At 43.5% G+C, this 26,119-nt stretch carries 29 protein-coding genes and 1 tRNA gene; 25 read left to right on the top strand and 5 right to left on the bottom strand.

Annotated elements, in window-relative coordinates; translation table 11 throughout:
- Nucleotides 1–85 precede the first annotated feature (85 nt).
- The 20 genes from LRM47_RS01795 to ruvA all read left to right on the top strand — a co-directional run bounded on the left by LRM47_RS01795 (nucleotide 86) and on the right by ruvA (nucleotide 19,224).
- Nucleotides 86–1,048 carry an elongation factor 4 family protein gene (locus tag LRM47_RS01795; RefSeq protein ID WP_243822595.1) on the top strand — a complete coding sequence of 321 codons (963 nt, stop codon included), beginning with the start codon at nucleotides 86–88 and terminating at the stop codon, nucleotides 1,046–1,048.
- A 2-nt stretch (nucleotides 1,049–1,050) separates the two neighbouring features.
- Nucleotides 1,051–1,509 (top strand): 5' nucleotidase, NT5C type, encoded by a 459-nt coding sequence (locus LRM47_RS01790; protein ID WP_243822594.1) that lies wholly within the window; start codon nucleotides 1,051–1,053, stop codon nucleotides 1,507–1,509.
- Between the two features lie 9 nt (nucleotides 1,510–1,518).
- Nucleotides 1,519–2,229 (top strand): guanylate kinase, encoded by a 711-nt coding sequence (locus LRM47_RS01785; protein WP_243822593.1) that lies wholly within the window; start codon nucleotides 1,519–1,521, stop codon nucleotides 2,227–2,229.
- On the top strand, nucleotides 2,226–3,593 hold the full coding sequence (locus LRM47_RS01780) for an LssY C-terminal domain-containing protein (RefSeq protein ID WP_243822592.1): 1,368 nt from the start codon (nucleotides 2,226–2,228) through the stop codon (nucleotides 3,591–3,593). Before LRM47_RS01785 ends, LRM47_RS01780 begins: the two co-directional genes overlap by 4 nt.
- A gap of 50 nt (nucleotides 3,594–3,643) precedes the next feature.
- Nucleotides 3,644–4,354, top strand: coding sequence for a transcriptional regulator (locus tag LRM47_RS01775; protein ID WP_129631658.1), 711 nt, complete (start codon nucleotides 3,644–3,646; stop codon nucleotides 4,352–4,354).
- Nucleotides 4,354–4,503 carry a hypothetical protein gene (locus LRM47_RS01770; RefSeq protein WP_165000066.1) on the top strand — a complete coding sequence of 50 codons (150 nt, stop codon included), beginning with the start codon at nucleotides 4,354–4,356 and terminating at the stop codon, nucleotides 4,501–4,503. The genes LRM47_RS01775 and LRM47_RS01770 overlap by 1 nt, the downstream gene beginning before the upstream one ends.
- Nucleotides 4,500–4,967: a nucleotide exchange factor GrpE gene (locus LRM47_RS01765; RefSeq protein ID WP_243822591.1), complete on the top strand. Its 468-nt coding sequence runs from the start codon at nucleotides 4,500–4,502 to the stop codon at nucleotides 4,965–4,967. The genes LRM47_RS01770 and LRM47_RS01765 overlap by 4 nt, the downstream gene beginning before the upstream one ends.
- 145 nt (nucleotides 4,968–5,112) lie before the next feature.
- Entirely contained in the window at nucleotides 5,113–7,002 is a 1,890-nt protein-coding gene (gene dnaK / locus LRM47_RS01760) for a molecular chaperone DnaK (RefSeq protein ID WP_243822590.1), read from the top strand.
- Nucleotides 7,003–7,104: 102 nt separating this feature from the next.
- Complete coding sequence (dnaJ, locus tag LRM47_RS01755) at nucleotides 7,105–8,214, top strand: molecular chaperone DnaJ (protein ID WP_243822589.1); 1,110 nt, start codon at nucleotides 7,105–7,107, stop codon at nucleotides 8,212–8,214.
- A gap of 60 nt (nucleotides 8,215–8,274) precedes the next feature.
- Complete coding sequence (locus tag LRM47_RS01750; protein WP_243822588.1) at nucleotides 8,275–11,409, top strand: hypothetical protein; 3,135 nt, start codon at nucleotides 8,275–8,277, stop codon at nucleotides 11,407–11,409.
- Between the two features lie 23 nt (nucleotides 11,410–11,432).
- Complete coding sequence (locus LRM47_RS01745) at nucleotides 11,433–11,939, top strand: ATP-dependent zinc protease family protein (protein WP_243822587.1); 507 nt, start codon at nucleotides 11,433–11,435, stop codon at nucleotides 11,937–11,939.
- Nucleotides 11,939–12,856, top strand: coding sequence for a RimK family alpha-L-glutamate ligase (locus LRM47_RS01740; RefSeq protein ID WP_129631616.1), 918 nt, complete (start codon nucleotides 11,939–11,941; stop codon nucleotides 12,854–12,856). Before LRM47_RS01745 ends, LRM47_RS01740 begins: the two co-directional genes overlap by 1 nt.
- Nucleotides 12,857–12,880: 24 nt before the next feature.
- Entirely contained in the window at nucleotides 12,881–13,372 is a 492-nt protein-coding gene (locus tag LRM47_RS01735) for a DUF192 domain-containing protein (protein ID WP_243822586.1), read from the top strand.
- Nucleotides 13,369–13,848 carry a hypothetical protein gene (locus LRM47_RS01730; RefSeq protein WP_243822585.1) on the top strand — a complete coding sequence of 160 codons (480 nt, stop codon included), beginning with the start codon at nucleotides 13,369–13,371 and terminating at the stop codon, nucleotides 13,846–13,848. The genes LRM47_RS01735 and LRM47_RS01730 overlap by 4 nt, the downstream gene beginning before the upstream one ends.
- A gap of 47 nt (nucleotides 13,849–13,895) precedes the next feature.
- Nucleotides 13,896–13,972: transfer RNA gene (locus tag LRM47_RS01725), tRNA-Lys, on the top strand.
- A gap of 64 nt (nucleotides 13,973–14,036) precedes the next feature.
- Nucleotides 14,037–15,488 carry a ComEC/Rec2 family competence protein gene (locus tag LRM47_RS01720; protein WP_243822584.1) on the top strand — a complete coding sequence of 484 codons (1,452 nt, stop codon included), beginning with the start codon at nucleotides 14,037–14,039 and terminating at the stop codon, nucleotides 15,486–15,488.
- Nucleotides 15,489–15,535: 47 nt separating this feature from the next.
- Nucleotides 15,536–16,252, top strand: a complete 717-nt coding sequence (locus LRM47_RS01715; RefSeq protein ID WP_243822583.1) for a YebC/PmpR family DNA-binding transcriptional regulator — start codon at nucleotides 15,536–15,538, stop codon at nucleotides 16,250–16,252.
- 99 nt (nucleotides 16,253–16,351) lie between these two features.
- Entirely contained in the window at nucleotides 16,352–18,151 is a 1,800-nt protein-coding gene (locus LRM47_RS01710) for a lamin tail domain-containing protein (RefSeq protein WP_243822582.1), read from the top strand.
- Between the two features lie 16 nt (nucleotides 18,152–18,167).
- The gene (gene ruvC, locus LRM47_RS01705; protein ID WP_129631598.1) at nucleotides 18,168–18,641 is read left to right on the top strand and encodes a crossover junction endodeoxyribonuclease RuvC; all 474 of its coding nucleotides are present in this window, start codon (nucleotides 18,168–18,170) and stop codon (nucleotides 18,639–18,641) included.
- Between the two features lie 7 nt (nucleotides 18,642–18,648).
- On the top strand, nucleotides 18,649–19,224 hold the full coding sequence (gene ruvA, locus LRM47_RS01700; RefSeq protein ID WP_243822581.1) for a Holliday junction branch migration protein RuvA: 576 nt from the start codon (nucleotides 18,649–18,651) through the stop codon (nucleotides 19,222–19,224).
- Between the two features lie 44 nt (nucleotides 19,225–19,268).
- Here the strand turns inward: ruvA and LRM47_RS01695 are convergent, their stop codons facing one another.
- Entirely contained in the window at nucleotides 19,269–19,814 is a 546-nt protein-coding gene (locus LRM47_RS01695) for a DUF4352 domain-containing protein (protein WP_243822580.1), read from the bottom strand.
- A gap of 184 nt (nucleotides 19,815–19,998) precedes the next feature.
- Here LRM47_RS01695 and ruvB point away from each other — a divergent pair, with 184 nt between their 5' ends.
- Together ruvB and LRM47_RS01685 are read left to right on the top strand one after the other, a co-directional pair.
- Nucleotides 19,999–20,997, top strand: a complete 999-nt coding sequence (gene ruvB / locus LRM47_RS01690) for a Holliday junction branch migration DNA helicase RuvB (RefSeq protein ID WP_243822579.1) — start codon at nucleotides 19,999–20,001, stop codon at nucleotides 20,995–20,997.
- A 111-nt stretch (nucleotides 20,998–21,108) separates the two neighbouring features.
- Complete coding sequence (locus tag LRM47_RS01685) at nucleotides 21,109–21,945, top strand: PH domain-containing protein (RefSeq protein WP_243822578.1); 837 nt, start codon at nucleotides 21,109–21,111, stop codon at nucleotides 21,943–21,945.
- A 4-nt stretch (nucleotides 21,946–21,949) separates the two neighbouring features.
- Here LRM47_RS01685 and LRM47_RS01680 read toward each other — a convergent pair whose 3' ends face one another.
- Nucleotides 21,950–22,342: a type II secretion system protein gene (locus tag LRM47_RS01680; RefSeq protein ID WP_243822577.1), complete on the bottom strand. Its 393-nt coding sequence runs from the start codon at nucleotides 22,340–22,342 to the stop codon at nucleotides 21,950–21,952.
- A gap of 67 nt (nucleotides 22,343–22,409) precedes the next feature.
- On the opposite strand from LRM47_RS01680, the gene recA reads away from it, so the two are divergent.
- From recA to LRM47_RS01665, 3 genes are read left to right on the top strand one after another with little or no spacing between them, the layout of a single operon-like run.
- Nucleotides 22,410–23,465: a recombinase RecA gene (gene recA, locus LRM47_RS01675; protein WP_275973395.1), complete on the top strand. Its 1,056-nt coding sequence runs from the start codon at nucleotides 22,410–22,412 to the stop codon at nucleotides 23,463–23,465.
- Complete coding sequence (locus tag LRM47_RS01670; protein WP_243822576.1) at nucleotides 23,465–23,989, top strand: 2'-5' RNA ligase family protein; 525 nt, start codon at nucleotides 23,465–23,467, stop codon at nucleotides 23,987–23,989. Before recA ends, LRM47_RS01670 begins: the two co-directional genes overlap by 1 nt.
- Nucleotides 23,990–24,032: 43 nt before the next feature.
- On the top strand, nucleotides 24,033–24,686 hold the full coding sequence (locus LRM47_RS01665; protein ID WP_243822575.1) for a regulatory protein RecX: 654 nt from the start codon (nucleotides 24,033–24,035) through the stop codon (nucleotides 24,684–24,686).
- On the opposite strand, the gene LRM47_RS01660 is transcribed toward LRM47_RS01665, so the two are convergent.
- The 3 genes from LRM47_RS01660 to LRM47_RS01650 form a co-directional block, all read right to left on the bottom strand.
- Nucleotides 24,683–25,270 carry a PRC-barrel domain-containing protein gene (locus LRM47_RS01660; protein ID WP_243822574.1) on the bottom strand — a complete coding sequence of 196 codons (588 nt, stop codon included), beginning with the start codon at nucleotides 25,268–25,270 and terminating at the stop codon, nucleotides 24,683–24,685. The genes LRM47_RS01665 and LRM47_RS01660 overlap by 4 nt on opposite strands.
- Before the next feature lie 24 nt (nucleotides 25,271–25,294).
- Nucleotides 25,295–25,507 carry a hypothetical protein gene (locus LRM47_RS01655; protein ID WP_243822573.1) on the bottom strand — a complete coding sequence of 71 codons (213 nt, stop codon included), beginning with the start codon at nucleotides 25,505–25,507 and terminating at the stop codon, nucleotides 25,295–25,297.
- Between the two features lie 68 nt (nucleotides 25,508–25,575).
- Nucleotides 25,576–26,097 (bottom strand): hypothetical protein, encoded by a 522-nt coding sequence (locus tag LRM47_RS01650; RefSeq protein WP_243822572.1) that lies wholly within the window; start codon nucleotides 26,095–26,097, stop codon nucleotides 25,576–25,578.
- Nucleotides 26,098–26,119 lie beyond the last annotated feature (22 nt).

Raw genomic sequence — 26,119 nt, 5'->3', positions numbered from 1 at the left:
ATTTGCTGAGAATAAGTAGGCACGCAAGGAGCGATTTATTGTGCGTTTATATAAAAACATTGAACTGATATAATAACAAATAGTTATGACTGAAAAAATTACCGTCCAGCCACTTCCAGGCTATAAAGAAGTCAAGCCCTTCGTTTATGCGGGGTTTTTCCCGGTGTCCAACGAAGACTATAACGATTTGAAAGAGGCGATTGAAAAGTTGAGCCTGAGCGATTCGGCGCTGCAATTCGAGCCGGAGAATTCGCCGGTTTTGGGCTATGGTGTACGAATTGGATTTTTGGGTTTGCTTCATATGGATATTATTCGCGAGCGATTGGAGCGTGAGTATAATTTGGATTTAATTGTGACCAATCCGAGTACTGATTATCAAGTTAGTTTGACGAATGGCGAGGAATTGGATATTAAATCCGCCAGTGAATTGCCCGACCCAGTGCAGATAAAAGAGATTCGCGAGCCGTGGATTGATGGTGAAATTGTTGTGCCGCAGGATTACATCGGTGCGGTGATTCAGTTGATCGTGAGTAAGCGTGGTCGCCAGAAAAACCTGAGTTACATTGACGAGCGAGCGCTGATTTCATTTGCGGCGCCACTCGCGAATTTGTTAACGGATTTTTATGACCAATTGAAGTCGATTACCAGCGGTTACGGTTCGTTTAATTATGAATTGTCGGATTATCAAGTGGAAGATTTAGTGCGAGTTGATTTTTATGTGGCAGGTGAGATGGTTGATTCGCTGAGCGTGATGTGCCATCGGTCGGAATCGCAGCATTTGGGGCGTGAGATTGTTAAGAAGTTGAAGGAAGTCGTGCCACGTCAGAGTTTTGAGGTTTCATTGCAAGCGGCAATTGGCGGTAAATTTATTGCCAGGGAAAATATCGGCGCTTATCGAAAAGATGTTACGGGCTATCTTTACGGCGGCGATGTCAGTCGTAAAAAGAAGCTTCTCGCCAAGCAAGCGCGTGGTAAAAAACGAATGAAACGCTTTGGTAAAGTCGACATACCAAGCGAAGCATTTATGGTGATGCTAAAAAGGGATTAACTATGAAAAAACCTATTGTTTATATTGATATGGATGGTGTTTTGGCGGATTTCAAATCTGCTTTAACGAAGATATCGCCTGAGTTGATTGATGAGTTTGATGGTCAGCACGATAATATTCCAGGAATTTTTTCTTTGATGGATCCAGTGCCTGGAGCTATCGAGGCGGTTTACGCCCTGAAAGACAAATATGATTTATATATTTTATCTTCTTCTCCGTGGGAAAATCCGACGGCTTTGGGTGATAAATTGGCGTGGGTGAAAAAGTATTTTGGCGGCGAAGGTTCGGATAACGTTTTCTTCCGTAAGGTTATTTTTTCGTCAGCAAAGAATTTGAGTCGAGGCGATATTTTGATTGACGATCGGACGGCGAATGGTGCGGGCGAGTTTTCTGGTCGGCTTATTCGTTTTGGAAGTTCTGAATTTCCCAATTGGCAATCTGTACTTGATGAGTTATTATAGGTAAATATTATGCCAAATATTGAAGATCTTATTACAAATTATCAGCCAACTGAATCAACAATTGAATTGGTTAAAAGTACGAAAATTGCGCTGCTCGCGGGAATTTCTGGTGCAGGCAAAGACACGATAAAAAAACAATTACTGAAGTCGCCCGAGTTTCGCGATATCGTTTCGCACACTACGCGCGCGCCACGCACAAATAACGGATGCGCCGAGCAGGATGGAATTGACTATCACTTTATTGATTCGCAAACTGCCGAAAATATGCTACAAAATAATGAATTTATTGAGGCAAAGTTTGTTCACGGTACGGTTTATGGGACATCGGTGGCTGAGCTGAAGTTGGCGCATGATCAGAACCGCGTGGCAATTACTGACATTGACGTTCAGGGCGTGGAGGAATATGAGCGACTGGCGCCAGATAGCATTGCGATTTTTATTGTGCCGCCAAATAGCCAAACTTGGATTGAGCGATTAAAAAAACGTTACGCAACTGAAGAAGATTTTCAAGCGGAGTGGCCAAAGCGTCACGCCTCGGCGGTAAAAGAGTTGGCTTACGCGCTTGAAGTTCCGTATTATCACGTGATTATCAATGACGATTTGGAGCGAGCAATTCGAGTGACTGAGGAAATTATTTTGCGCGGCGACGTGTTTAAGCGTCAGGATGACGAGGCGCGTTTGGTAGCTCGAAATCTCCTCAATGATATAATTAATCTATGAGTTCGGTAAAAACTCCAAAAAAAATAGCAGCCAGGCAAGATCGTTCCTCGAAGACCTTGACTACATTATTAGACCAATCCTTCTTTATCTTTGCAGGTTTGGCGTCGTTTTGGTTGGCGTGGTTAGTGCTTAGAGAAGGTTGGGCGACGGGCGGCTGGTGGCTGGTTGGCTTATTCTTTGTTGTGTGGATAATTGTGGCGTATTTGGCGTTGCCTAGACTTCATCGAATTTTGAGTAATATGTACGTGCCGAATTATTTTATCGGCAGGACGCGAACGGCGGACGGAGTATTAAGTGACCCCGTCAATTTGAGCGTGCGCGGCTCGGAAGAAAAGCTCCATAAGGCAATGACTGAGGCTGGCTGGGTTCTGGCGGATGACATAACTCCGAGGTCGGCTTGGAAAATGGTACTTACGGTGCTGAGTGGTCGTAGTTATCCAAATGCACCAGTGTCGCCAGCATTTTTGTTTGGTAGGCGGCAAGACTTTGCCTATCAGCAGGAAGTTGACGGCAATCCAAGGCGTCGCCATCACGTTAGGTTTTGGCGATGCCCAACTGGCTGGCTTCTTCCTGGCGGTCATCGAGTTGATTGGTTGGCGGCTGGTACGTACGATAAGAGTATTGGCTTTTCTTTATTTACTTTTCAGTTCACACATAAAATTGACGAGAATATTGATATTGAACGGGATTATATCATTGAGTCGGTTAAAAGTAACAATAAAAATGTTAGAGTGACGATATTAAAGGATTTTTCAACGGGCTATCATTCGCGCAACGGTTTCGGAGATTCCATTCGCACTGATGGCGATTTGCCGATTTTGGAAGTCGGTCGGATAAAGACTGACGATAATGTCACGGCTTCAACACGGCTCGGGGTGATTATGGACGGCACAATTTATGATCGTCATCCGCGAAATCACGAAACCCTATTGGAAGAGCTTTGGGGCCGCCGACCGCCGCAGATTTTAATTGGCGGCGGATTGATGATTCTGGCGTCGTTATTCACAATTGGGCAAATGCTGGTGGACTTTTCTAGCTGGCCGACGACTTTGGTGCAAGTTGCGAATATTGACGGAATTGATATAAATGCTGCGAATACCATGTTGTCAATGATGGCTGGCTTTAATGTTCTGCTGGTCGTGGCGGAAATCGTGTTGGTTGGGCTGCTGCTTCGAGGAAGTAGTCGGGCGCGAATCTCACTACTTTCTGTGGCGACATTAGCTATTGTCACCGAATCTTTATCCGTGACAATTGGGCGAATTAATGCGTCGATTATGCTGCTTTTGACTTCGATTGGCGTGCATATTATGATCATGATGTTGTTCTCTTCAGATGCGGCGCGCTACTTTACGGAAAGACGATAAGGCTTGGCACTCTGCTTGTATGAGTGCTAGATTTGCGATATAATTGGACTATGACCGAACGTCAACAAGCAATCCTTGTCGCTATTATCGAACAGTACGCTGAAATTGCGGCGCCAGTTGGTAGTGTAACGCTAGCCAAACTGTTTGGCGTGAGCAGTGCCACGATTCGCAGTGAAATGGCAAAGCTTGAGGAGATGGGATTTATTGAGGCGCCCCACACGAGCGCAGGTCGAATTCCGACAGACAAGGGATATCGTTTTTATGTCAATGGAATCACGGCAGCGCAAATGACGGAATTGCCGAGCGGTATTGATAGCAGCACGAAGGCAATTGAAGCGCACGTCAATTCAAATGTTGATACTTCAGACAAAGCGATTCGCCGAGCGGTTGATGGTTTGGTGGAAATGACTGGCAATTTTGGTTTTGCGTCATTTGGCTCGAGTTTGTATATGAACGGAATGACTCAGTTGTTCAGTCAGCCAGAGTTTGGTGATGGCGATCATGTTCAGGCGGTTGCTAAATTGATTGACAATATCGAACCGTGGCTGCGTGAAGCGGCGCCGGACGAACCGCTAAATGTGTTTATTGGTAGCGAAAATCCAATCGGTAAAAGCAGTGGCGCTACGTTGATTATAAGTAAATTTAAGTCATCGTCTGGTGGCGATAATTACATCGGTGTGATTGGTCCGACGCGACAAAATTATCGTCGAACGATGGAGCTGGTGCGTCGTACGGGCGCGATGCTAGAGGAGGTATTGTAATGGCTGAATGGATTGGTGGACTACTGAGCGGCTTGCCAACGTGGCTAGTAGTGATTATTTTGATTATTATTTTCATGGCTATGGTAGTGCTTTTTCCCTGTACGTATGGCGACGAGCCGTTTTGGCCGTTTAAAAGGAGGAAAAAATGACGAAGAATAAAAAAGTTGAAGATTTAGAGAAAGAAGTTGCTGAGCTGACGTCGGATTTGCAGCGAACTCGAGCGGATTTTGAGAATTATCGTAAGCGCGTGGAGGCGGAAAAACAATCAGCGCATGAGTTGGGGCAAACTAAGTCGGTGATGAAATTGTTGCCAGTCATTGATACAATTGAGCGAGCTGTTGTCAACGTCCCAGAGGAACTTCAAGATAATGCGTGGGTTAAGGGTGTGGCTGGTCTTAGTAAGCAGCTTGACAAGCAGTTGAAGGAGATTGGTTTGGAGAAAATTGACGCCAAACCCGGAACTTTATTTAATCCTGAATTTCATCAGGCTGTTCAATTTGACGAATCGACGACGGATGGCGATAAGGAAGTTATTGCCGAGGAGCTTCGCGCTGGCTATACTTTGAACGGCTCAGTTATTCGCGACGCAATGGTAAAAGTCACTCGTCAATAATTTGATTAAGAAAAAACTATGTTTAGCACTCTTGACACGAGAGTGCTAATTATTTATACTGAGATAGTTGGCACTCGCCACGAAAGAGTGCTAGAATGAATATAAGATATAGACCAGATGTGATCATAACAGAAAGGGGAATCATATGGGTAAAATTATTGGTATTGACCTCGGTACAACCAACAGCGCATTTGCATATATGCTAGCTGGAAAACCAGAGGTGATTTCTAATGCCGAAGGTAATCGTACTACGCCATCTGTAGTTGCGGTTAATAAAAAGGGTGAACGACTTGTTGGTCAAGTTGCTCAGCGTCAGCGCGTAACAAACCCAAAAAACACGATTTACGGCGTTAAGCGTTTGATTGGCCGTAAGTTTGACGACAAGGAAGTGCAAAAAGACTTGGATATCATGCCGTACAAGATTGTTAAAAAAGGTACTGGCGTGGCAGTCGAAATGGGCGATAAGGAATACACGCCAGAAGAAGTTTCAGCAATGATTCTTAGTAAAATCAAGGCTGACGCCGAAGCTTTCTTGGGTGAAAAAGTGACGGAAGCAGTGATTACGGTGCCAGCTTACTTTGACGATTCACAGCGCCAAGCAACTAAGGACGCTGGTAAAATTGCTGGATTGGAAGTTAAGCGTATTATCAACGAACCGACAGCTGCGGCTTTGGCTTATGGTCTAGAAAAGGGTAAGAACGACGAAACTATCGTAGTGTTCGACCTTGGTGGCGGTACGTTTGACGTGTCTGTGCTGGAGCTGGGTGATGGCGTGTTTGAAGTTAAAGCAACCAATGGTGATACGCACCTTGGTGGCGAGGATTTCGACAACGCTATTGTCAATTACTTCTTGGATGATTTCAAATCAAAGGAAGGAATTGATCTTCGTAAAGATAATGCAGCAATGCAACGTCTGAAGGATGAGGCTGAAAAGGCGAAGAAAGAATTGTCAACGGTTACGGAATATGAAGTCAACATTCCATTTATTACCGCTGACGCCGATGGTCCAAAGCACTTTGAGATGAGCTTGAGTCGCGCTAAGTTGGAAGATTTGGTTAAGGATCTATTGGATCGCTTGGATGGTCCAGTAGAAAAGGCTTTGAAGGATGCCAAACTTTCTAAGTCCGACATTAACAATGTAGTTATGGTTGGTGGAATGACTCGTATGCCAGCCGTGGTCGAGCGTGTAAAGAATTTCTTTGGAAAAGATCCAATGCAAGGCGTAAACCCAGATGAGGTTGTGGCTGTTGGTGCTGCAATTCAAGGTGGTGTCTTGGCTGGTGACGTTAAGGACGTGTTGCTTCTGGACGTGACTCCGCTTTCTCTTGGAATTGAGACGATGGGCGGTGTGTCGACGAAGTTGATTGATCGAAACACTACAATTCCAACAAGCAAGAGCGAAGTTTTCTCGACGGCTGCGGATAACCAACCTCAGGTGGAAATTCACGTTCTTCAGGGTGAGCGCGAGTTTGCTAATGACAATAAGAGTTTGGGTCGATTTGTGCTTGACGGTATTGCACCAGCACCACGCGGTGTGCCTCAAATTGAAGTGACCTTTAACATTGATGCCAACGGTATTCTTAACGTTACAGCCAAAGACAAGGGAACCGGCAAGGAGCAATCAATCACTATCCAAAACTCTGGCAATATGAGCAAGGAAGATATTGAGAAGGCGCAAAAAGAAGCCGAACTTCACGCGGACGAAGATAAGAAAAAGCGCGAAACTGTCGATACGAAGAATCAGCTTGAAAACGCTATTTATCAGGCAAAGAAAATGCCGGACGAATTCAAGGATAAGATTTCTGACGACGACAAGCAAGCGATTGAAAAGGCTGTCGAAGAGGCTGAGAAGCACAAAGATTCTGAAGATAAGGACGAATTAGATGCTGCAATTAAAGCCTTGAACGACGCGATTATGCCAATCGGGGCTAAGATGTATCAACAATCAGCCGACGATAAAAAAGCCGACGAAGCTGGCGACAAAAAGTCTGATAAAGACGAGCCGGTCGAAGGCGAAATTGTCGACGAAAAATAAACCTAACGTATTTACAAAGAAGGCTGCTCGATAAAAAGAGCGGCCTTTTTTGGACTTAGCACTCTTGCGCTGAGAGTGCTAAACGCGTATAATATACAAGGTATGAGCAAGCGTGATTATTATGAAATATTGGGCGTTCCAAAGACCGCTTCTGAAGATGAGATAAAAAAGGCTTTTCGTAAATTAGCAATTAAATATCACCCTGATAAGCAGGGTGGCGACGAGGCTAAATTTAAGGAAATTAATGAAGCCTATGAAGTTCTGAAAGACAAACAGAAGCGACAGCGTTATGATCAATTTGGTCATGCTGGCGTTGGTGGCGCGTCTGGTGGCGGTTTTTCTGGTAGTCCGTTTGAAGGATTTGGTGGATTCGGCGGTCAAAACGTTCACTTTGATTTTGGTGATGGTGGACTAGGTGATATTTTTAGCCAATTCTTCGGTGGTGCAACTGGCGGTGCTGGAAATGGTCGTTCGCGTGGGCGTGATGTTGAAACTAGCGTAACACTAAGTTTCGAGGACGCGGTATTTGGTGTAGAAAAGAAAATTAGTTTAATGCTGGATGTTGAATGTGAACATTGCCATGGCGATGGCGCCGAGCCTGGATTTGGAATGAAAACGTGCCCAACTTGTAAGGGTGCGGGTCAGCAAACTCGAACGATGAATTCGCTGTTTGGGCAAATTCAGCAGGCGGTTGTTTGTGAAACTTGTCACGGCAAGGGAAAAGTTCCTGAAAAAGAATGTTCAGTTTGTCGAGGAAAAGGCACGACTCGACAGAATCAGGATATCACTATTAAAATTCCGGCGGGAATTGATGATGGCGCGACAATTCGTCTGCGCGATCGCGGCGAAGCAGTTGCTGGTGGTAGCAGAGGTGATTTGTATGTCCATATTCGCGTTAAGGCGCATAAAAAATTCACTCGTGAAGGCAATATTATTCTTAGCGAAGAACATATTTCTATGGTTGATGCAGCGCTGGGAACGGAAATTGATGTGGAGACTGTGGATGGCATAATAACGATGAAAATCCCAGCAGGCACTCAGAGCGGCACCGACTTCAAGTTGTCAGGTCATGGCGTGCCACACTTACATAGTGAATCCCGTGGTCCGCATATTGTGGGTGTTATTGTTGATACGCCAACCAAATTGACCAAGAAACAGAAGGAGCTTTTGGAGCAATTTAAGGGCGCTAAAAAACGAGGACTGTTTTCCTAGTATATTTGTCGAGAAAAAATCCTGTGTTATACTGAAGCTAACATAAGAGGGATTGAAGGTATGGGATTAATTTTTCTGATAATAGTTATTATTGTAGTAATTAAGCTAATAAAATTATTACAGAGAGGTGATAGCCAGCCGTCTAATTATTCCGAAGATTATCGGCAGGGATATTGGGATGGCGTGCGTGATGCACAAAATGGATGTGCCAAAATTGAGAATGACAACGGTCAAATAAGACTTGTCACTGAGAATCAAAACGCCGCTTCACGGCTTGCGAATACACCGTTAAATATCAGTAATAATGAGAATCTCGATAATATAATTCCTACTAGTATTTCCACATCTGAAGAGAGAGTAAATACGGTTGCTGCGCCTGTTGAGAATAATATTGAACGGACACCACATATTGATGACAAGGAAAAGGAGAGGGGCCGTAAGACTACAATTAATATAGCGCTATATACGGCATCGCTACTTCTGACTGCGGGAATATTGCTTCTAGCCCAGGCAATTAATCTATCTATCCAACTTAGGTTTGGATTGGTGTGGCTGTTTATTTTTATTTATTATATTATTGGTCAGATATTGTATGCTCGCTTGCCAATATTAAAATCTGCGTCGACAGCGCTTATTGGTACGGCCTTGGCTGCTGTGCCAATTGGTGGCTGGACTATGAACTTGCTTTTAGGCATCGACCTCGCATGGTGCTGGCTTATTACCTCTGTAATTGGTGCTATTTTGTGTGTTGATGCTACGGTGAGATTGAATAGTAGACCGCTTGCTTATGTATCGCTACTATCGATGTTTACGATGACGACTAGTTTGCCGGCTGTTGTGCATGCGCAGCTGGTCTGGTATTACGTTGTAATGCTGTTATTTGGATGTTTGATGACTGTGGCTGCATATTTTTCTAGTCGCTTTCCTCGTCAGTTCGTCGAACCGTTAAACATTGTAAATCCGTTTATCGTGCCGATGACGATGTTTATCGCGCTTAGCTCGTCGGCATATATGGGCACATTAGATATTAGTGTACTGTTATTCGCTAGCGTTGCATATTACTTTACGGTTGCTCTTGTTGAGAAGTCTAAAAAGATGCGTACTTATGAGTTGACAACAGCTCGCTTATTGTTAATGGTGATGGCTGCTAGTTTCGCAATGTATTTATCTGACGATAATCAGTTGGTTGTAAGTGTGATTTTAGGGTTAGTGGCGCTTGGAAATATAATCTGGTCCGCTGTATCAATGTACGTTCAGAAACAGTACGATAGACATCATGAAATAGTATTGTGGGCTAGTTTTGCTGTGTCACTAAGTGCTCTGTTTGGCGTGATCGGTTCTGGAGATTCGCTACTAATGACGGTTGCCTTTACCTTTATTAGTGTTATTTCAGCGATTAGTCTTGCAATCCTTTTTTTGTTACGTCGTGTCCGCTTCGGTGTTATGGTTGTGATATCTGGGATTCTATTGGTGCCGATTGGTATAACACTATTTAATATTGATATAGCTATAGCACCACGCGTACAGTATCTAATTTTTCTATTCATGACGCCACTGCCAGTTATTTGCCGATTGCTAATTTTGAAGCGTCCGAATATTAGTAAAAGTCAGGCTGCTTTAGTGTATGGCGCTGCGTCAACTTGGCTATTAATGGCGATGTTTACTTCAGCGATGATAGCCACTTATGCGACAGAGGAAGCCCTGATGTGTCTATCGGGCGCGATAGCTATCGGTGCTGGCATTATGAGTGTGGCTGTATGGCGCGAAAAAGTTTATGAGTTTGTAGTTGGAGTTCATACCTCTTTAATGTTGTCGGTATTTTTGCTAGCTTTAGGTTTTTCGGTGTCTAGTGAAAACGTCTCTATTTTAATGGCGTGGATAAATGTGTCGTCGCTATTAATAGTAGAATGGCTTTATCGTCGTCATGGCAACACGGCCATCAAAAGTCGTGAGCTGTTTCTATATTCTATTATTGACGTAGCTGTCATTGTTGTATTGTCGTCAATTCATCCGATAGTTTGGTTGCCGCTAGTGGTGTCACTATATTATGCATTTTACCGATGTCGTAGAGAGGTTTATTTGGGTGGGGCATATCTTACGACAATCATCTTTGTTTTATTGTCCCTGCATTGGTTGAATGTACCGTTTAATGACAATCTCGCAATTGCTGCATGGGTGAGTCTAGTTGGTTTTGGGTCTTTGTACTGGCTGTTGCGAACGAATAGGCAATCGTCAATCATTAGTGATATGACGCTGTGCGCCGCTACAGTTCCAGCGATAGCGTTTCCGGCAATTAATCTACTGGCAACATATGATTTGTCGTTCAAGATATTGGGGTGGCTAGCGGCTACGATAGCTCTTTATATGGCGGTACTTGCTAAACGAGATTGGCGAATAATGACAATAGCTGCGCACCCGAGTCTAGCGTTGTTACTTTGCCTTATAGCTCAATGGTTTACTATTCCGCTCGAATTCATGTCAGTCGTTGCCCTGGTCATTTTTGCGGTGTTTTACGGCTTGGCTATTGCTGCGCGAATCAGAAAGATGTCGAGTCGTTGGTATTACTCTTCGTTCTATAGCGCCATCGGCTGGTCGGTAGTCTTATTGTCTATTGCTACATCAGTTAGCGCTACTGTGGCGTCAGTGATTCTGGCAGCGCTGGTGTGGATAATTAACGGTATAGCCTTGATGTTCGAAGGTGTTCCTAAAAAGAATATTTTATATTTTGATTCAGGTGTAATCCTGATTTTGTGCGGCGTTTTATTTACTATTAAAAACCTAGCCTTACCCGTTCACGCTATCACAATACCATATTTGTGGTCAGCGGCAATTCTTTCGGGAGCGGTGATGTCGTGGCGTTGGTTGGGGTATATTCATAAGTCTACGATAGCACACCTAGTACTGGCTCTCTCTGTACTTAGTCTGCCGACCCTCATCCTGGCGTTAGCAGGAGACGGCGTTATGGAAATATTATTCCTAATAGAGCATTCATTGATGGTCGCTGTGGGGCTGGTACTTAACAAACGACTGATTACGACCTGGGGTGCCGTATGTGTGACATTAGCTTTGATATACCTATTGTCGGGATACACTTATGTATTAGCTATTTTGGCTGGTATATCTATCATTGTAGCGGTGATAATTGTGGTAGCGAGAGCTCAAAGAAGCAAAAGGCAAGATATTGCAAAAAGATAGTTTTTATGCCATAATATTGACGTATGAAAGAAAAAGCCATTATTGGGTCGACTGAGCTTGTGGATTTTGGCAAGCGAGCGCAAAAAGTCCCAGCTAAAATTGATACGGGCGCCGATTCCAGTGCGGTTTGGGCGAGTAATATTCACATTGATAAAGATGGGATATTGAAATTTTCCCTGTTTGGCGAAGGTTCGCTGTATTATAATGGTAAGGTATTTAAGAGAACTGATTATTCTGTAGCCAGCGTACGCTCCGCAATGGGTCAAAATCAGATTCGTTATCGAACGCATTTTTGGGTGAAGCTTGGTGGACGAAAAATTAAAATGTTAATGAATTTGTCTGATCGATCAAAGAATGAATTTCCGGTGTTAATTGGCAGACGGTCAATTTCTGGAAAATTCCTAGTGGATGTCTCAAGAAAAAATGTTCGCAGGAAAAAATCGTTCGTAACTGCTAGTCTTAATGAAGAAGTAAAATTGAATCCATACGAATTTTATAAAAAATATCATCAGAAAGGTGAAGAAAAATAATGCGAATTGCAATCTTATCCAACGGCAACATTAATTATTCGACGCTTCGCCTGAAAGAAGAGGCTGAAAAGCGCGGTCATCAAGTCAAGGTTATTAAATATAAAAACTGCTACGTTTCAATTGACGAAAAGCATCCGACGGTTATTTATAAAGGCAAAGAAATTGGTGAATTTGACGTAGTAATTCCGCGAATCGCGAGCCACATGACAAAATATGGAACAGCGGTTTTGCGTCAATTGGAGATGATGTATCCGAAAGCGTTTTTTATGAATCGCTCGATTGCAATTACTAGGGCGCGGGATAAATTGCGCTCAACGCAGTTATTAGTTAAAGCGGGCGTGTCGATTCCGAAGACGGTCTTTTCTCGAAACGCGACTGACATTGATTCGCTCATTGAAGAGATTGGTGGTATGCCGGCGATTATTAAGTTAGCGCGCGGCACGCACGGAAATGGCGTGGTTCTGGCGGAAACTAAGAAGGCTGCCAAGTCGGTTCTGCAGGCGTTCTATTTGACCAACTCTGACGGCACGAATGTGTTACTTCAGGAGTTTATTAGAGAGTCGGCTGGTGTCGATATTCGTGCGTTTGTGGTTGGTAGTCAAGTGGTGGCTAGTATGAAGCGTCAGAGCTTGGACGATGATTTCCGTAGCAATTTACACAAGGGCGGCGAAGGAACCAGCATAAAATTGACAGATTCTGAACGTAAAATGTGTGTGAAAGCCGCTAAGGCAATGGGATTAACAGTTGCCGGAGTCGATTTCATGAGATCAAGTCGTGGAGCTTTGGTGTTGGAGGTTAATGCTAGCCCAGGGTTTGGAATTGAGAAAATTACTCGCCGAAATGTGGCTGGAAAGATAATTGAATACATCGATCGAAACGCCAAGCGTGGCAATAAAAAAGATAAAATCGGCGCTTAAGCATAAACTTGTTATAATAGGTTTATGGATGAGCCTCGTCACTCGACAGTAATTCGAACTGTCATCAAATGGATATTTATCTGCGGTATGCTAATGGTTATTGGTGGGGCAATTTTTTATGCTTTTCGAACGGTTTCGCCAAAAACGGAAATGATTTACCCTAATAAGACGATGCTTCGGGCGGAAATTGCTAATGACGAAGAATCGCAGCGGAAAGGTCTGTCCGGAAGGCTGGGAATTGATGAGAATTATGCCATGCTGTTCGTATTTGACTATAACGATCGTCATAAAATGTGGATGAAAGATATGAAGTTTTCGGTTGATATGATTTGGATTAATGATAAAAAGCGCGTCGTCTACATAAAGCATAACGTCAAGCCAGATGCTGAGCCGTATGAAAAATATACGCCACCGGTTCCGGCAAAGTACGTGTTGGAGGTGAAGGCGGGTGTTGCTAAGCGGGCAAACGCTGTAGTTGGGTCACCGGTAAAATTTGATTTGGAGGAGGATAAATGAGTGTGATAATTTTATTTGGAGCAATTTTAGTAGCGGTTTTTGCGGTTACATTTGTTTTATCCCGAAGATTCGGTCCATTGGCGTTGGCGTTGGCGACGGGATTTTTACTATCAGAATGGTGGGGCAGCTGGCTGACGGGATTGCTGGATGGCTTGAAATTGGAAACTGGTTTATTGCCAAATGGTGTAATTTCGGGATTAGTCTTAACGTTGGTTCCGTTAATTATGCTTCTTTTAAGTGGTCCGAGATACCAGAAGAAACATGAGAGAATTGTTTCGGCGGTGGGAATCGCGTTTTTGACGGCAGCACTATTGGTGGTTCCTCTGGGAAAATATATATCACTAGACGGACAGGCGCTGGAGCTGTATAAGATTTTCGCGAATAATTGGCGGTATGTGGCTACGTTTGGTCTGGTGTGTGGTCTAATTGACATTTTTTCACTACATACTGGCGGACATAAACTCGCTAAGCATTGACCTTTATGCTGGTTTGTGCTAGGATGAAAAAAGCGGATATTCCGAATGGGTCCATAGCTCAGTTGGTTAGAGCACCTGCCTTTTAAGCAGGGTGTCCCGGGTTCAAGCCCCGGTGGACCCTCCAAATTTGAAATCGACTCCCTTGGCGGAGTCTTTTTTATGGCTTCGGATCCAGATATACTTTAAGTATGAATAGTTGGCTATTTAATAAGTTGCATATTTCTTGGTTGGTGGCGGTGTGGTGCCTCGGTTTGACAATTGGCGTAATTTCCATCCATTACATACCGCGGTCGTTTGCGGCGAATCCATTATTTTTATTGGTCGGGCTGGCTATTTTCGTAATTGTGGCAATTTGGCGCTGGCGATTTTTTGTGATTTTAGCAATTATTTCTGGAGTTTTGATTGGTCTTTGGCGCGGTGAAATTGGCAGAAAAGGCGTGGAGGTTTATGATTCGTTAATCGGAAAAGTCGCAATTATCCAAGGTCAAGTCTTGGAGGATCCTGATCTCGATAAAAATAGCCAAACGGTTCTTAGACTGGGCAATTTGCAGATGAATAATGAAAAATTGTCGGGACAAATTTGGGTGACGACGCCAGATAAAAACTCAATTAAGCGCAGTGATATTGTGAGAGTTAAGGGTAAAATGACGGCGGGATTTGGGGCTTTTTCAGCAAGCATATATCGGGCGAAAATTATTAGCGCCGAAAGACCAGTTCCGGGTGATGTGGCGGTGGGAGTTCGCGATTGGTTTGCGAGGCGGGTCCGTGAGCATGTTCCGGAATCAGAGTCCGCGTTGGGGCTGGGATTTTTATTGGGCTTGCGACGTGCCATGCCGACTGAATTAAGTGACAATTTGAAAATTGCCGGATTAACGCATATCGTGGTGGCGAGCGGCTACAATTTGACAATTTTAGTTCGTTTAGCGCGACGATTATTCGCCAAGCGATCAAAATATTTAGCGATGCTCAGCGCGGCTGTTATGATAATTGGTTTTATGGCGGTGACCGGATTAAGTCCTAGTATGTCGAGAGCTGGCTTGGTGGCGGGACTGAGTCTGGCGGCGTGGTATTATGGTCGGACAATTCATCCGCTGGTTCTGCTTCCTGTGTCGGCGGCAATCACGCTATTGATAAATCCACAATTTGGTTGGGGTGATTTGGGTTGGCAATTAAGCTTTGCTTCGTTTGCGGGAGTAATTATGTTGGCGCCGCTCCTACACTCTTACTTTTTTGGCAATAAAGAGCCGGGCGCGTTTCGGCAGATTTTAATTGAAACTTTGTCGGCGCAAATTATGACATTGCCGCTACTTATGATGAGTTTTGGGGTTATTAGCAATGTGGCGTTAATTGCGAATATGCTGATTTTGCCGTTTGTACCGCTAGCGATGCTGCTGACGTTTATGTCGGGCGTGATGGTTTTTGTGCCGATGATTGGCGTGTTGATTGCAATTCCGACGACGTGGTTACTTGGCTATATGATTCAAGTCACCAATTGGACGGCTGGATTTGAATGGGCTCAAATGGAAGTTAGTATCAATTTGTGGCAATGTGCGGCTTTATATGTGGCACTAATTTTGGCAATGATTTGGATGAAAAAGCAAACTAAATTAGACCTCGCTAAGATAAATATTGTGGAGTAGTGTATAATAGTAACAGATTGAAATAGCAAATAACTTTAGGAGAAAATATGTCAGGACACAGTAAATGGGCTACAACTCACCGACAAAAAGCGATTGTTGACGCTAAGCGCGGCGCGATTTTTACGAAATTGGGTAATCAAATTGCTATTGCAGCACGTGGCGGCACAGACCCAGCGCTGAACTCAAGTTTGGCGATGGCAATTGAAAAAGCTAAGGCCGCAAATATGCCTAGTGCAAACATTCAGCGAGCAATTGACCGAGTGGCAGATAAGAGCGCAGCGGCTTTGGAGGAAATTGCTTACGAAGGTTATGGTCCTGGCGGCGTGGGTGTTATTATTGAAACGGCGACAGATAATCGCAATCGAACATTGCCAGAGGTAAAAACTGCGTTGGTTAAAAATGGCGGGCGAATTGCTGATGCTGGTAGTGTGATGTTCCAATTCACGCGCAAAGGCGTCATTACTATCGAAGGTAGCGGGGAAGATTTGTTGCTAGCGGTTTTGGACGCTGGCGCCGAAGATGCTGTCGAGGAAGACGGCGAAATTATCGTGTATACGGAGTTGAAAGATTTGGCGAGTGTGCGAAATAAATTGGTTGAACAAGGCTTGAAGGTTAAAGATGCGGAACTGCGATATATTGCCAATACGCCGATAGAAATTGCCGACATGGAAACTGCGCAGAAATTGATGAAGATGATTGATGCGTTGGATGATTTGGATGACGTTGTGAATGTTCATACAAATGCGGATGTCACAGCGGAATAAAATTATCGCTTTAAGGAATCGCTCCTTTTTTGGGGCGATTTTTAATTTGACAAAAAGTACGATAAACTAAAGATGATTAACCATAAGCAAGGAGCGAGCATGAAGTATTTGCGCAACACACTACTTATGATACTAGCCGCGGCGCTAATAATGCCGTCGCCGTTGGTTTTGGCGGAAGGTGTTTCAAGTGCTACTCAAGAGTCGAAAGTTGATGACGTTCAGACTGTTGATAATAGTCTTAAATCGGCTGAGGAAGCGAAAGATCCAGTTGTTGACAAGGATCAGATCGATAGCAATTCACCTTCTCAATCAAGTGAAAATCCCGAGACTCCAACGGAGAATTCGTCTACAAATAGTCCGAGCGAAAATCCTGCCGCCAATGAGTCTTCAAAGTCTGAGCCAAATCCCGAATCTGAGCCACCAAAAATAGATAAGTCAGATGAAAGAACAGAAGAAAATGCGACGATATTAATTTCAAAGATTAGTCAGGATAAAAAATACATTGAGATATATAATCCGACGAATCAGAATGTTGACTTGACTGGTTGGAAAATAGAGTATTACGCTGGATCTGGCACTAAAACCGTTGGAAAGATTTTCAAGGATGAAGTAATCTTGGCGAACGGATTTTTGGTCTTGTCGAACGATAAGATGTTGGCGGGCGCCATAAAGTTTGATAATAATTTGGGTTTGGCTCAAAATGATGGATCGGTCGTGTTGTCGCGTTCGGACGGGTCGGTCGCAGATACCGTTGGCTGGGGAAATAATTCAAAGTCTGCAGGCTCACCAATTAAAGGTGGTGTGAAAATTGTTTGGCGCTGTTTTATTGGTGAAAATATTATTGATTCGAAAAATAATTCCACTGATTTTTTATCGAGTAAAGGTTCTGATAATCAGGAAATTGTGCCGTATTCACGACCAAATTGCAAAACCCCAGATTCCAAATCTGAATCTCCAAAGGAGTTGAATAAATGTGAAGGTCTGAAGCTAAGTGAAATCGCATCGAACATTGATGAGCAATTCATTGAAATTATTAATTCTGGCGAAAAAACCGTCATTACGACAGGCTGTAAATTGACGGTTGGCGATTCTGGCGTTCGTGAAAATATCGGTGATATCGAATTAAATCCTGGCGAATTTTTAGTGATCAAAATAAAAAACACGAATCTGAAATTGCCAAAAACAAAAGGAAAAGTTTATTTATTAGATGAGGCTGGCTCGAAAATTGATTCCGCTGAATATGAGAAGTTAGCGAAAAGCTCTTCGTGGAGTTTGATTGATGATGAGTGGATGCAAACGTTTATGATAACTGAAAATTCTGAGAATATCTTTAAGGAATATCCAGACTGTCAGAATGGTTACGAGCGAAATGCGCTGGGTAGATGTGTGAAAATTGCCACTCCGCCCGTTGAAAGCCCTTGTCCTGTTGGTCAATATCGTCATCCAGAAACTCTCCGTTGTCGAAAAATTGAAGCGGCAAAAACTATTACGCCTTGTAAAGATGGCTATTATCGTAGTGAAGAAACTGGCAGATGTCGATCTATCGCATCGGCTGCGGCAAAAACTTTGAAGCCTTGCCCAGAAGGTCAATTCCGCAATTCAGCTACGGGTCGATGTAAGAAAATTGCCTCCACTGACGATATAGCAAAAGAATGCCCAGAAGGATTTGAGCGCAACCCACAAACTAAGCGTTGCCGAAAGATAAAATCTGCAAATATGCCAACTGTTGGCTCGGCGGCGGCTGAAGTTAAGCAGGTTGCTGGTGCTACTTGGGGCTGGTGGGTATTTGGCGGCGTGAGTTTACTGGCTGTCGGTTATGGCGTATGGCAATGGCGATGGGAAATCTCGCAATTTGTACGAAAAATCCGCGAAAGCATTAAATCCGCAAGCGGTAAATAATTGCTATAATAAAGATATGAGAATTATCGGGATTGACCCGGGAACGGGGATTTTGGGGTTTGGTGTGATTGATTTTTCTCGTGGCAAGTTCAAGATGGTCACGGCGGGAGTTGTGACGACGCCGGCACATACGCCAATTGATGAAAGGCTTGAAGATATTTTCGATAGCCTGACAGAGATTATTGCCGAAACAAATCCTGATGTCATGTCGATTGAAAAGCTATTTTTTGCGCGTAATGTTACGACGGCGATTTCTGTGGCGGAGGCGCGCGGTGTGGCGATGTTGACTGGGCGAAAAGCTGGAATGCCGATTGCTGAATATACGCCACTGCAAATAAAACAAACTTTGACCGGCTATGGCAAGGCTGATAAAAAGCAGGTTCAAGAAATGGTGCGACTTAATTTAGGTCTGAAAGATGTTCCGAAGCCGGATGACTGCGCGGACGCTTTGGCTGCAGCAATTACACACGCGGCGATGAATCGGGTATAATTGAAATATGATTGCACATGTTTTTGGAAAAGTTGCTGAGAAGTTTAATGGCTCGTTAGTCATTGATGTTCATGGTGTTGGATATGAAGTTAGCGTGGCGACTAATGATTTTGACGCGGTAATATTAGATCAGGAAGTGAAATTTTACACTTATCATCACGTGCGCGAACAGTCTGAGGAATTGTTTGGGTTTTCGAGTTTGGCGGCGAAAAAGTTATTTGAAATGCTGATCACGGTTCAAGGAGTTGGTCCGAAGGCTGCGCTGGCTATTTTGAGCTTGGGTGATGCCGAGCAAGTGCGCAATGCTATTGCTAATGCTGACAGTGGTTTTGTGCAAAAGGCTACTGGCGTTGGCAAAAAAACCGCCGAGCGAGTAGTGGTTGATCTGAGCGATAAAGTTGGTTTACCGACTCATTACGGACGAACGGAAACCCCGCTACAGACTGAATTAAACACTTCTGATGAGGCCTTGGAGGCATTGATGGCTTTGGGCTATACATTAGCGGACGCCACTAAGGCGCTTGAAAATGTCGATGTCAATTTACCAACTTCTCAGCGAGTAACTGAGGCGTTGAAGAAATAAAAAGGACGCTAAGATAGCGCCCTTTTAAAGAATAGGTAAATTTTCTAAGGCTCAATGACTATCTTTTTATTTGACCAAAATGAAGGCTGGTAGTGAATTTTAATCGTGGAATCTTTCGCTACTTCAAATATGACAGAACCTTCTTTTTTGCCGTTGATCGCCAAGGTGCCAGAGTTCAGATTGTCGTTCGTCGTGAAAGCTGTAGCGCTCGGTCCTTCAATAGCGCCATTCGCATCTTCTATTTTCCAGTCGAACGTATTAAATGATAGCTCGCTATCTGATTTGTTGACAATTGACACATTCACTTTAACGAATTCTTTTCCGTCTTTAGCCTTAATAAACTGGTTATCTGATTTCCAGTCGCGATCAATTGATTTAACAGTCACCTCCTTGCCATCGAAAGCGATAGTTTCGCCGACTTTGAAATTTGTCTTCTCGGTTTTTTTATTGTCAGAAACAGAGTTGCCGTTTGAACTTATAACAGTACCTTTATCCTGTTGGGATGATCCGTAAATCCCCCCAATTACAATAATGACAATTATCCAAAACCACCATTTTTTAAAAACTGGTCTTTTGTCTTTTTTATCCATAATCTCCTCCTATGAGATTTGCTGTCCAATAAAAAGGACAGCCGTTAAATTTGGCTGTCTACACCTAGAACGTAGAGTTTACGCTCGAATAACGGCTGCCCATTATATGCGTAAACAATACGTTTGAAACGTTGAGTTCTAGATGTAGACAATTCTATTGTACTATAAATGTTATAATTAGTTTATGGCAATTGAAAGAATAGTTGATACAAGTTCGCATGATGACGACTCTGAAGAGCAGCGAATTGAAGTTAGTTTGCGTCCGCAGAGTTTTTCTGAGTATGTTGGCCAAGAGAGATTGAAGAGAAATTTACGTTTGGCAATTGATGCAGCCAAAAAGCGTGGTGAGCCGTTGGATCACGTATTATTATATGGTCCGCCGGGGCTTGGTAAAACAACTATGGCGACGGTGATTGCTAATGAAATGGGCACGAATTTGCGAATTACCAGCGGTCCGGCTATTGAAAAAGCGGGCGATCTGGCGTCAATTCTGACTAATCTGTCGGACGGTGATATTCTGTTTATCGATGAGATTCATCGGTTGGGGCGATCAGTGGAGGAAATTTTGTACTCCGCAATGGAAGATTTTAAGCTGGATATTGTGATTGGAAAAGGTCCGGCAGCGCGATCAATTCGATTAGATTTGCCGCGATTTACGGTGATTGGCGCGACGACGCGAACCGGAAGTTTGGCGGCACCTTTGCGTGATAGGTTCGGGCATATTTATCGTTTGGAATTTTACACGCCAGAGGATATTGCGAAAATTGTGACGCGTAGTGCGAAGATTTTGGAATCGTCAATTCGAAGTGAAGCGGCAGATTTATTGTCGACGCGAGCGCGCTTGACGCCACGTATTGCCAATAGGCTTCTTAAGCGAGTTCGTGATTACGCCGACGTTAATGGTGACGGAATAATTGATGTAAAAACTACAACTAACGCTTTGGAAATGCTGGAAGTGGATGAGTTGGGCTTGGATCCGGCTGATCGTAATTTATTGCAATCGATCCTGGAAAATTATGGTGATAATCCTGTCGGCTTAACGACAATTGCGGCACTGACTGGTGACGAAGCGACGACAATTGAGGATTTTTATGAACCATATTTGCTACAAATTGGTTTTATTGAGCGCACACCGCGTGGTCGTCGAGTGACGATTAAGGCAAAGCAACATTTGGGAAGATAGTTATCGTATTCTTCGGCTTTTTGTGCTTTAATAAAACCAAGCAAACTTAACTAGGAGCCGCCATGAGCAAAAACAAGGCTATCTTAAGTTCTGTCGTGTTATAATATAGGCATGAATCCACAAACATCCTCGTCAGAAGATTTAACGCAGCCCGTTGCATACGATGCTGATGGTCGACCACTATACCATCATCCGCCGCAGACTGGTCGTCCAGCTCCGGTTGTGGCGCAGACGAATTCTTATGTGACGGCAAAACCGGAAATTATTGATGGGGAGAATTTTGATCCGCGATTGCGTAGTCAATATGCTAATGAACCGCAAGTCGTACATGTTGCCAGGGATATTGACCCGAAGCCGTTTACTATTAGTGACGACCTGAAGCAAAAGCATGAAAAATCAGTTCAGCAATACCCGAATCTCAATTTGAGCGAAGGCGAATATATTATTTTGGATATTAAACGCCATCCAATTGGCATGCTAATCCCGACGGGAATCTCGGTTTTCTTGGTGGTGATGATCATGGTGTTTGTGATGTTTTATCCGTCAATTGCTCGTGACGCAATTATTTCGCCGATGCCTTCGCTGACCGATGTGTTTGGCGTGGCAATGTTGCTTATTGGGCTGGTTGCGCTTGGTGGTGCGGTGTCCTTGTGGATATATTTGCAGAATCATTTTTACATGACCAACGAAAGTGTGATTCAGGAAATCCAAGGTAGCTTATTTTATAGGCACGAGCAAACGGTGAGCTTAGGCAGTATTGAAGATGCAAGCTTCCTCCAATCAGGCGTTATTCAGACTCTTTTCAACTATGGCACGATTCGTCTCAGTACCGAAGGCGAGGAAACAACATATATATTTCATTTTGTGGCAAATCCACGTAAGCAAATTGCGATAATCAATAATGCCATTGAAGATTTTAAGAATGGCCGCCCTGTTTGTGATGATTAGTTAATTATTTGTGGCGACTTTCTTTTACGTAGTCGTCTTCATCAACAAGCGTCGCAACGAGTTTATATGACTTACATTTTCCGTCATTACAATTTGAAGATTCATAACGGTAGCTGCTGTCTTTTTCGCCAATTTTCTTACCTTGCGGATCTTTTAACAACTCGGGATCCATAGTCGGAAGCGTACCTTCTTCTAACTTCTCTGGGTAATAGCCATTTTTAACGTAAAAACCTTCTTCCAGGCTATAATGCATGGCGTTAATCGCGGTGCGTTTTTTGGCGTTGTTTGATTCGTTGGTCAATTTTGTATATTGTGAGAAACCTAAGATTGCGATGATAATCAAGAAAGTCGCTACAACCAAAAGTTCAATAATAGTGAAACCGTTTCGCTTATTCATGAATGTAATTATAGCAAATCTTGCAACAAATCGGTATAATAAAGGAAGTAACTAAGGAGGGAATGCTATGGCAAAATCAGACAGTAAAACAGTAAATCCAGAAAAGTCAAGTCAGGCATCGGATAAAAAAGTTGATGAAGGCAAACTTAAGGCGCTTGGTCTAGCGATGGATCAAATCACCAAGCAATTTGGCGACGGATCAATTATGAAATTGGGCGAGGCTCATAAAGTCGATGTTGAAGTAATTCCTTCTGGTGCTTTGAGTTTGGATTTGGCGCTCGGTGGCGGATATCCAAAAGGTCGTATCATAGAAATTTATGGTCCAGAAAGCTCAGGTAAGACAACATTGACGCTTCACGCTATTGCAGAAATTCAGAAGCAGGGCGGAACGGCGGCGTTTATTGATGCTGAGCACGCTCTCGATCCAGCATATGCTAAGCGTCTGGGCGTGGACACGGAAAATTTGTTGGTTTCTCAGCCAGATAACGGCGAGCAAGCATTGGAAATTACGGAGACGTTGGTTCGTTCGAATGCGGTGGATTTGGTGATAGTCGACTCGGTGGCTGCCTTGACGCCACAGGCTGAAATTGATGGCGATATGGGCGATTCTCATATGGGTCTTCAGGCTCGATTGATGAGTCAGGCTCTACGTAAATTGACGGGAATTATTAATAAGTCAAAAGCTACGGTGATCTTTATCAATCAGATTCGTATGAAAATTGGCGTGATGTTTGGCAATCCTGAAACGACAACCGGTGGTAATGCGTTGAAATTTTACGCGTCGCAGCGAATTGACATTCGTCGAATTGGTCAGATCAAAGTTGGCGATGATATTATTGGTAACCGCACAAAAATTAAGGTTGTGAAGAATAAGATTGCACCGCCGTTCCGCGTGGCTGAATTTGACATTATGTACAACGAGGGAATTAGTAAAACTGGCGATATTCTGGATTTGGCGGCAACGCACGGTATAGTTGAAAAGTCGGGTGCGTTTTATAAATATAACGGCGAAACGATTGGTCAGGGGCGCGATAAAACGAAGACTTACTTGAAGGAAAATCCTGAAGTCCTGGCGGAAATTGATCAGAAGGTACGCGACAAGGTAAAAGAAGCAGAAAACTAATGCGCGCAGCAGATACTGCATATCCAGTCGAAAAACATGTGGCGTCAGTCAGTCTGGTCTTTGATGATGAGCAGACCGCTTACCTTCGAGAATTATCGGAAAAAATGAATCTTGATTTCGGTGAGTTTATTCCGCACGCAACGCTGATCAATGTAACTGAGCAGGATATACCGCGTCTCAAGTTAGCTGCCGCTGCGTTGCCGTCCCTAGATAAACTGGTGCTTGACGGTGTTAACTTCTTGCCAGATGAAGCTGGTAACTGTGTTTGGGTTGAATTGCGTGTACAGAAAACCTCCTGGATGGTTGAAGTGCGTCGGAAGTTGCTTGAAATGCTGGATGATATTCATCCGGGGTTGGATATCGATGGATTCCGTCCACACATTACGATTGGGTGCGTCGAGGCTGGTACGCTTGGTGATGTCGATATGAGCGTCATTCCGCGCCAACTGCCGGTTATTATTAAGCCGCGTGCTGCTGCTTGTTATAACGGCATGCATGGCAAAGTGGTTGAGGTGGTCGAATAGTCCACCAGTAGTTAGCATATAGTTTTAGCGCTATAATAGTTTTATGAAAATCACCGATATTTCTCTTCAGGCTCGTGATAAAAATCGTGTCAATGTAAGCGTTGACGGGAAATATTGTTTTAGCTTGGACGTATTTCAGGTCGGCGAGCTGGGTATTAAGATTGGTCGCGAATATACGGAAGAGGAAATTTCGAAACTAGAAGACGATAGCCAGTTTGGCAAGTTGTATGCTAGGTCTATAGAGTACTGCTTAATGCGTCCGCGAGCTATCAAAGAAGTGCGCGATTATCTACGTCGGAAAACGCTAGCGACTCGTCGACGTTCAGCGAAAACTGGAAAAATTATTGAACGCCCTGGAATAAAGCCGGAGATTGCTGAGCGCGTTTTGGATCGTCTTATTGAGAAAAAATATTTGGATGATGAAAAATTTGCCCGATTTTGGTTTGAGCAGCGGTTCATGAAAAAAGGTGCTAGTATTCGTCGTTTGAAATTGGAACTGGCGCAAAAGGGAATTGATAATACAACGATTGAGTCGTTAGTTAAAGAGAATATTCGCTCTGATGACGAGGAATTGCGGAAGGTTATTGCTAAAAAACGTTATCGATATAGCGATCAGCAGAAGTTAATGCAATATTTGGCTAGGCAGGGTTTTTCTTACGACGATATTAAGAAGGCTCTTGAAAACCCAAATGATTAATCGACTTTTGTAGATTCTGGTTGCGGACGAGGCTGCTTGCGGAATGGATTTTCGTATGAATTTATCTGCGGAATAGGTGTTTTTTCGGCTATGTGCGAGATAGTTGCTGATTTTACAACAATTTTATCGTCGGTTACTCTTATAATCTGAGAACGATGAATAAGTAGCTCTGTGTCGCCAAAACTTTTCAAGAACGGTCGTCGAATTCGGAGTTGTTGTATAATAAAATTCCCAGCCGCCAACGTATATCCGATAACTTTTCCGATTTTCTTATTTTTTTCATCAATAACCAACTTGTCTTTTAATGTAAAATTGATGTCATAAATTTCTTTTATAGTAATTACATCATCAATGCCGATAATCTCGTCGGTTGAATCGATAATCATACCGAGCGGCCCGATTTCTCTGACGTCGTCAATGCGAAGTAAACTAGGGTGTTGGTCCAAAAGTCGCCCCTCGAGCTCATATGCGATTATAGACAGATTCCTCGGATTGATAATTTCCCGCGATGTTCGCGCCAGTTCGGATCCCGTCTGAAGACTCATGACGGGAATATTAAGGAAGCGATCTGCGGATATAAGCATGACTATATTATAAACGGTTACGTTCTATTCGGCAAACGGATTGGAGCGACCAGCTGGCAGGCTAAACGAGTCGCTTGCTGAAGTTGACGGTCGGAAGTCTTTAATAATTTGCATGGTTTTTTTATCAAAGCTTATTGATGCGGTTTGTGGTTCTTCGGTAGGAACTGCTAAAAGTCCGCTCAAAAGAAATATCGCGATCGCTACGCCTCCGATTACGACAACACTATATATTATCACATGAAATCGCCACAGGAATTTGGATAGTGATTTTACGATTGGCTCGAGCTGTTCTGATATTGATGGACTCATCGTGTATAAACCTTTACTTCAAGTGATTGGATTGATATTTCATGATTATTTGCGCCTCTGGAAATTGACACGCCTGAAAGCTGCATTCGAGTGACATTTTTTTCAATAAGGCTAAGGAAATGTAGGAATTTCGTGTAATCTATATGATCTCCCAATTGAATTGATACGAAAGTGCTTTTCACTCCAGCGGGGCTGGCGGATGTTCGCTTGCTAGATCTCGCTGTCTTAGTAGAAGTTGTTGGTTCGTTTTGGAAAGAGAAAGCTTTAATCGGAATGCCAGCGCGGTCGGCGTAGGTATTTAAATCCTGAATAATCTGATTTTGATATTGATAAAGTTTCGATTCTGAGACGATATTTTTTGCTTTTTTAACTGTGTCGGAATTGCGGTCGAGCTGAGATTTTGATGCTAGTAAACTTTGTATTTTTGCATCAACTGCAGTTGCTTCGGTCTGCATTTTTCCGACTTCTTCTGATGTTTTACTTAGGAATGAATAGGCGAAAATAACTAGTCCTACCATTGCTGATAATATTATGAGTAAT

The sequence above is a fragment of the Candidatus Nanosynbacter sp. TM7-076 genome, assembly GCF_022828325.1.
In the GTDB taxonomy this organism is placed as follows: Bacteria; Patescibacteriota; Saccharimonadia; order Saccharimonadales; family Saccharimonadaceae; genus Nanosynbacter.
Note: the sequence above shows the minus strand (reverse complement) of the source record. Positions and strands in the feature narration are given on the sequence as shown.

Bases quoted from the DNA above. Each gene is read 5' to 3' on its own strand.
- LRM47_RS01790 (WP_243822594.1), top strand. From the start codon at position 1,051: ATGAAAAAACCTATTGTTTATATTGATATGGATGGTGTTTTGGCGGAT.
- LRM47_RS01745 (WP_243822587.1), top strand. From the start codon at position 11,433: ATGAAAGAAAAAGCCATTATTGGGTCGACTGAGCTTGTGGATTTTGGC.
- LRM47_RS01680 (WP_243822577.1), bottom strand. From the start codon at position 22,342: ATGAATAAGCGAAACGGTTTCACTATTATTGAACTTTTGGTTGTAGCG.
- LRM47_RS01780 (WP_243822592.1), top strand. From the start codon at position 2,226: ATGAGTTCGGTAAAAACTCCAAAAAAAATAGCAGCCAGGCAAGATCGT.
- LRM47_RS01735 (WP_243822586.1), top strand. From the start codon at position 12,881: ATGGATGAGCCTCGTCACTCGACAGTAATTCGAACTGTCATCAAATGG.
- LRM47_RS01685 (WP_243822578.1), top strand. From the start codon at position 21,109: ATGAATCCACAAACATCCTCGTCAGAAGATTTAACGCAGCCCGTTGCA.
- LRM47_RS01785 (WP_243822593.1), top strand. From the start codon at position 1,519: ATGCCAAATATTGAAGATCTTATTACAAATTATCAGCCAACTGAATCA.
- LRM47_RS01650 (WP_243822572.1), bottom strand. From the start codon at position 26,097: ATGGTAGGACTAGTTATTTTCGCCTATTCATTCCTAAGTAAAACATCA.
- LRM47_RS01660 (WP_243822574.1), bottom strand. From the start codon at position 25,270: ATGCTTATATCCGCAGATCGCTTCCTTAATATTCCCGTCATGAGTCTT.
- LRM47_RS01670 (WP_243822576.1), top strand. From the start codon at position 23,465: ATGCGCGCAGCAGATACTGCATATCCAGTCGAAAAACATGTGGCGTCA.
- LRM47_RS01750 (WP_243822588.1), top strand. From the start codon at position 8,275: ATGGGATTAATTTTTCTGATAATAGTTATTATTGTAGTAATTAAGCTA.
- LRM47_RS01665 (WP_243822575.1), top strand. From the start codon at position 24,033: ATGAAAATCACCGATATTTCTCTTCAGGCTCGTGATAAAAATCGTGTC.
- LRM47_RS01770 (WP_165000066.1), top strand. From the start codon at position 4,354: ATGGCTGAATGGATTGGTGGACTACTGAGCGGCTTGCCAACGTGGCTA.
- LRM47_RS01740 (WP_129631616.1), top strand. From the start codon at position 11,939: ATGCGAATTGCAATCTTATCCAACGGCAACATTAATTATTCGACGCTT.
- ruvA (WP_243822581.1), top strand. From the start codon at position 18,649: ATGATTGCACATGTTTTTGGAAAAGTTGCTGAGAAGTTTAATGGCTCG.
- dnaJ (WP_243822589.1), top strand. From the start codon at position 7,105: ATGAGCAAGCGTGATTATTATGAAATATTGGGCGTTCCAAAGACCGCT.
- LRM47_RS01720 (WP_243822584.1), top strand. From the start codon at position 14,037: ATGAATAGTTGGCTATTTAATAAGTTGCATATTTCTTGGTTGGTGGCG.
- ruvB (WP_243822579.1), top strand. From the start codon at position 19,999: ATGGCAATTGAAAGAATAGTTGATACAAGTTCGCATGATGACGACTCT.
- recA (WP_275973395.1), top strand. From the start codon at position 22,410: ATGGCAAAATCAGACAGTAAAACAGTAAATCCAGAAAAGTCAAGTCAG.
- LRM47_RS01765 (WP_243822591.1), top strand. From the start codon at position 4,500: ATGACGAAGAATAAAAAAGTTGAAGATTTAGAGAAAGAAGTTGCTGAG.
- LRM47_RS01710 (WP_243822582.1), top strand. From the start codon at position 16,352: ATGAAGTATTTGCGCAACACACTACTTATGATACTAGCCGCGGCGCTA.
- dnaK (WP_243822590.1), top strand. From the start codon at position 5,113: ATGGGTAAAATTATTGGTATTGACCTCGGTACAACCAACAGCGCATTT.
- LRM47_RS01775 (WP_129631658.1), top strand. From the start codon at position 3,644: ATGACCGAACGTCAACAAGCAATCCTTGTCGCTATTATCGAACAGTAC.
- LRM47_RS01795 (WP_243822595.1), top strand. From the start codon at position 86: ATGACTGAAAAAATTACCGTCCAGCCACTTCCAGGCTATAAAGAAGTC.
- LRM47_RS01695 (WP_243822580.1), bottom strand. From the start codon at position 19,814: ATGGATAAAAAAGACAAAAGACCAGTTTTTAAAAAATGGTGGTTTTGG.
- LRM47_RS01715 (WP_243822583.1), top strand. From the start codon at position 15,536: ATGTCAGGACACAGTAAATGGGCTACAACTCACCGACAAAAAGCGATT.
- LRM47_RS01730 (WP_243822585.1), top strand. From the start codon at position 13,369: ATGAGTGTGATAATTTTATTTGGAGCAATTTTAGTAGCGGTTTTTGCG.
- ruvC (WP_129631598.1), top strand. From the start codon at position 18,168: ATGAGAATTATCGGGATTGACCCGGGAACGGGGATTTTGGGGTTTGGT.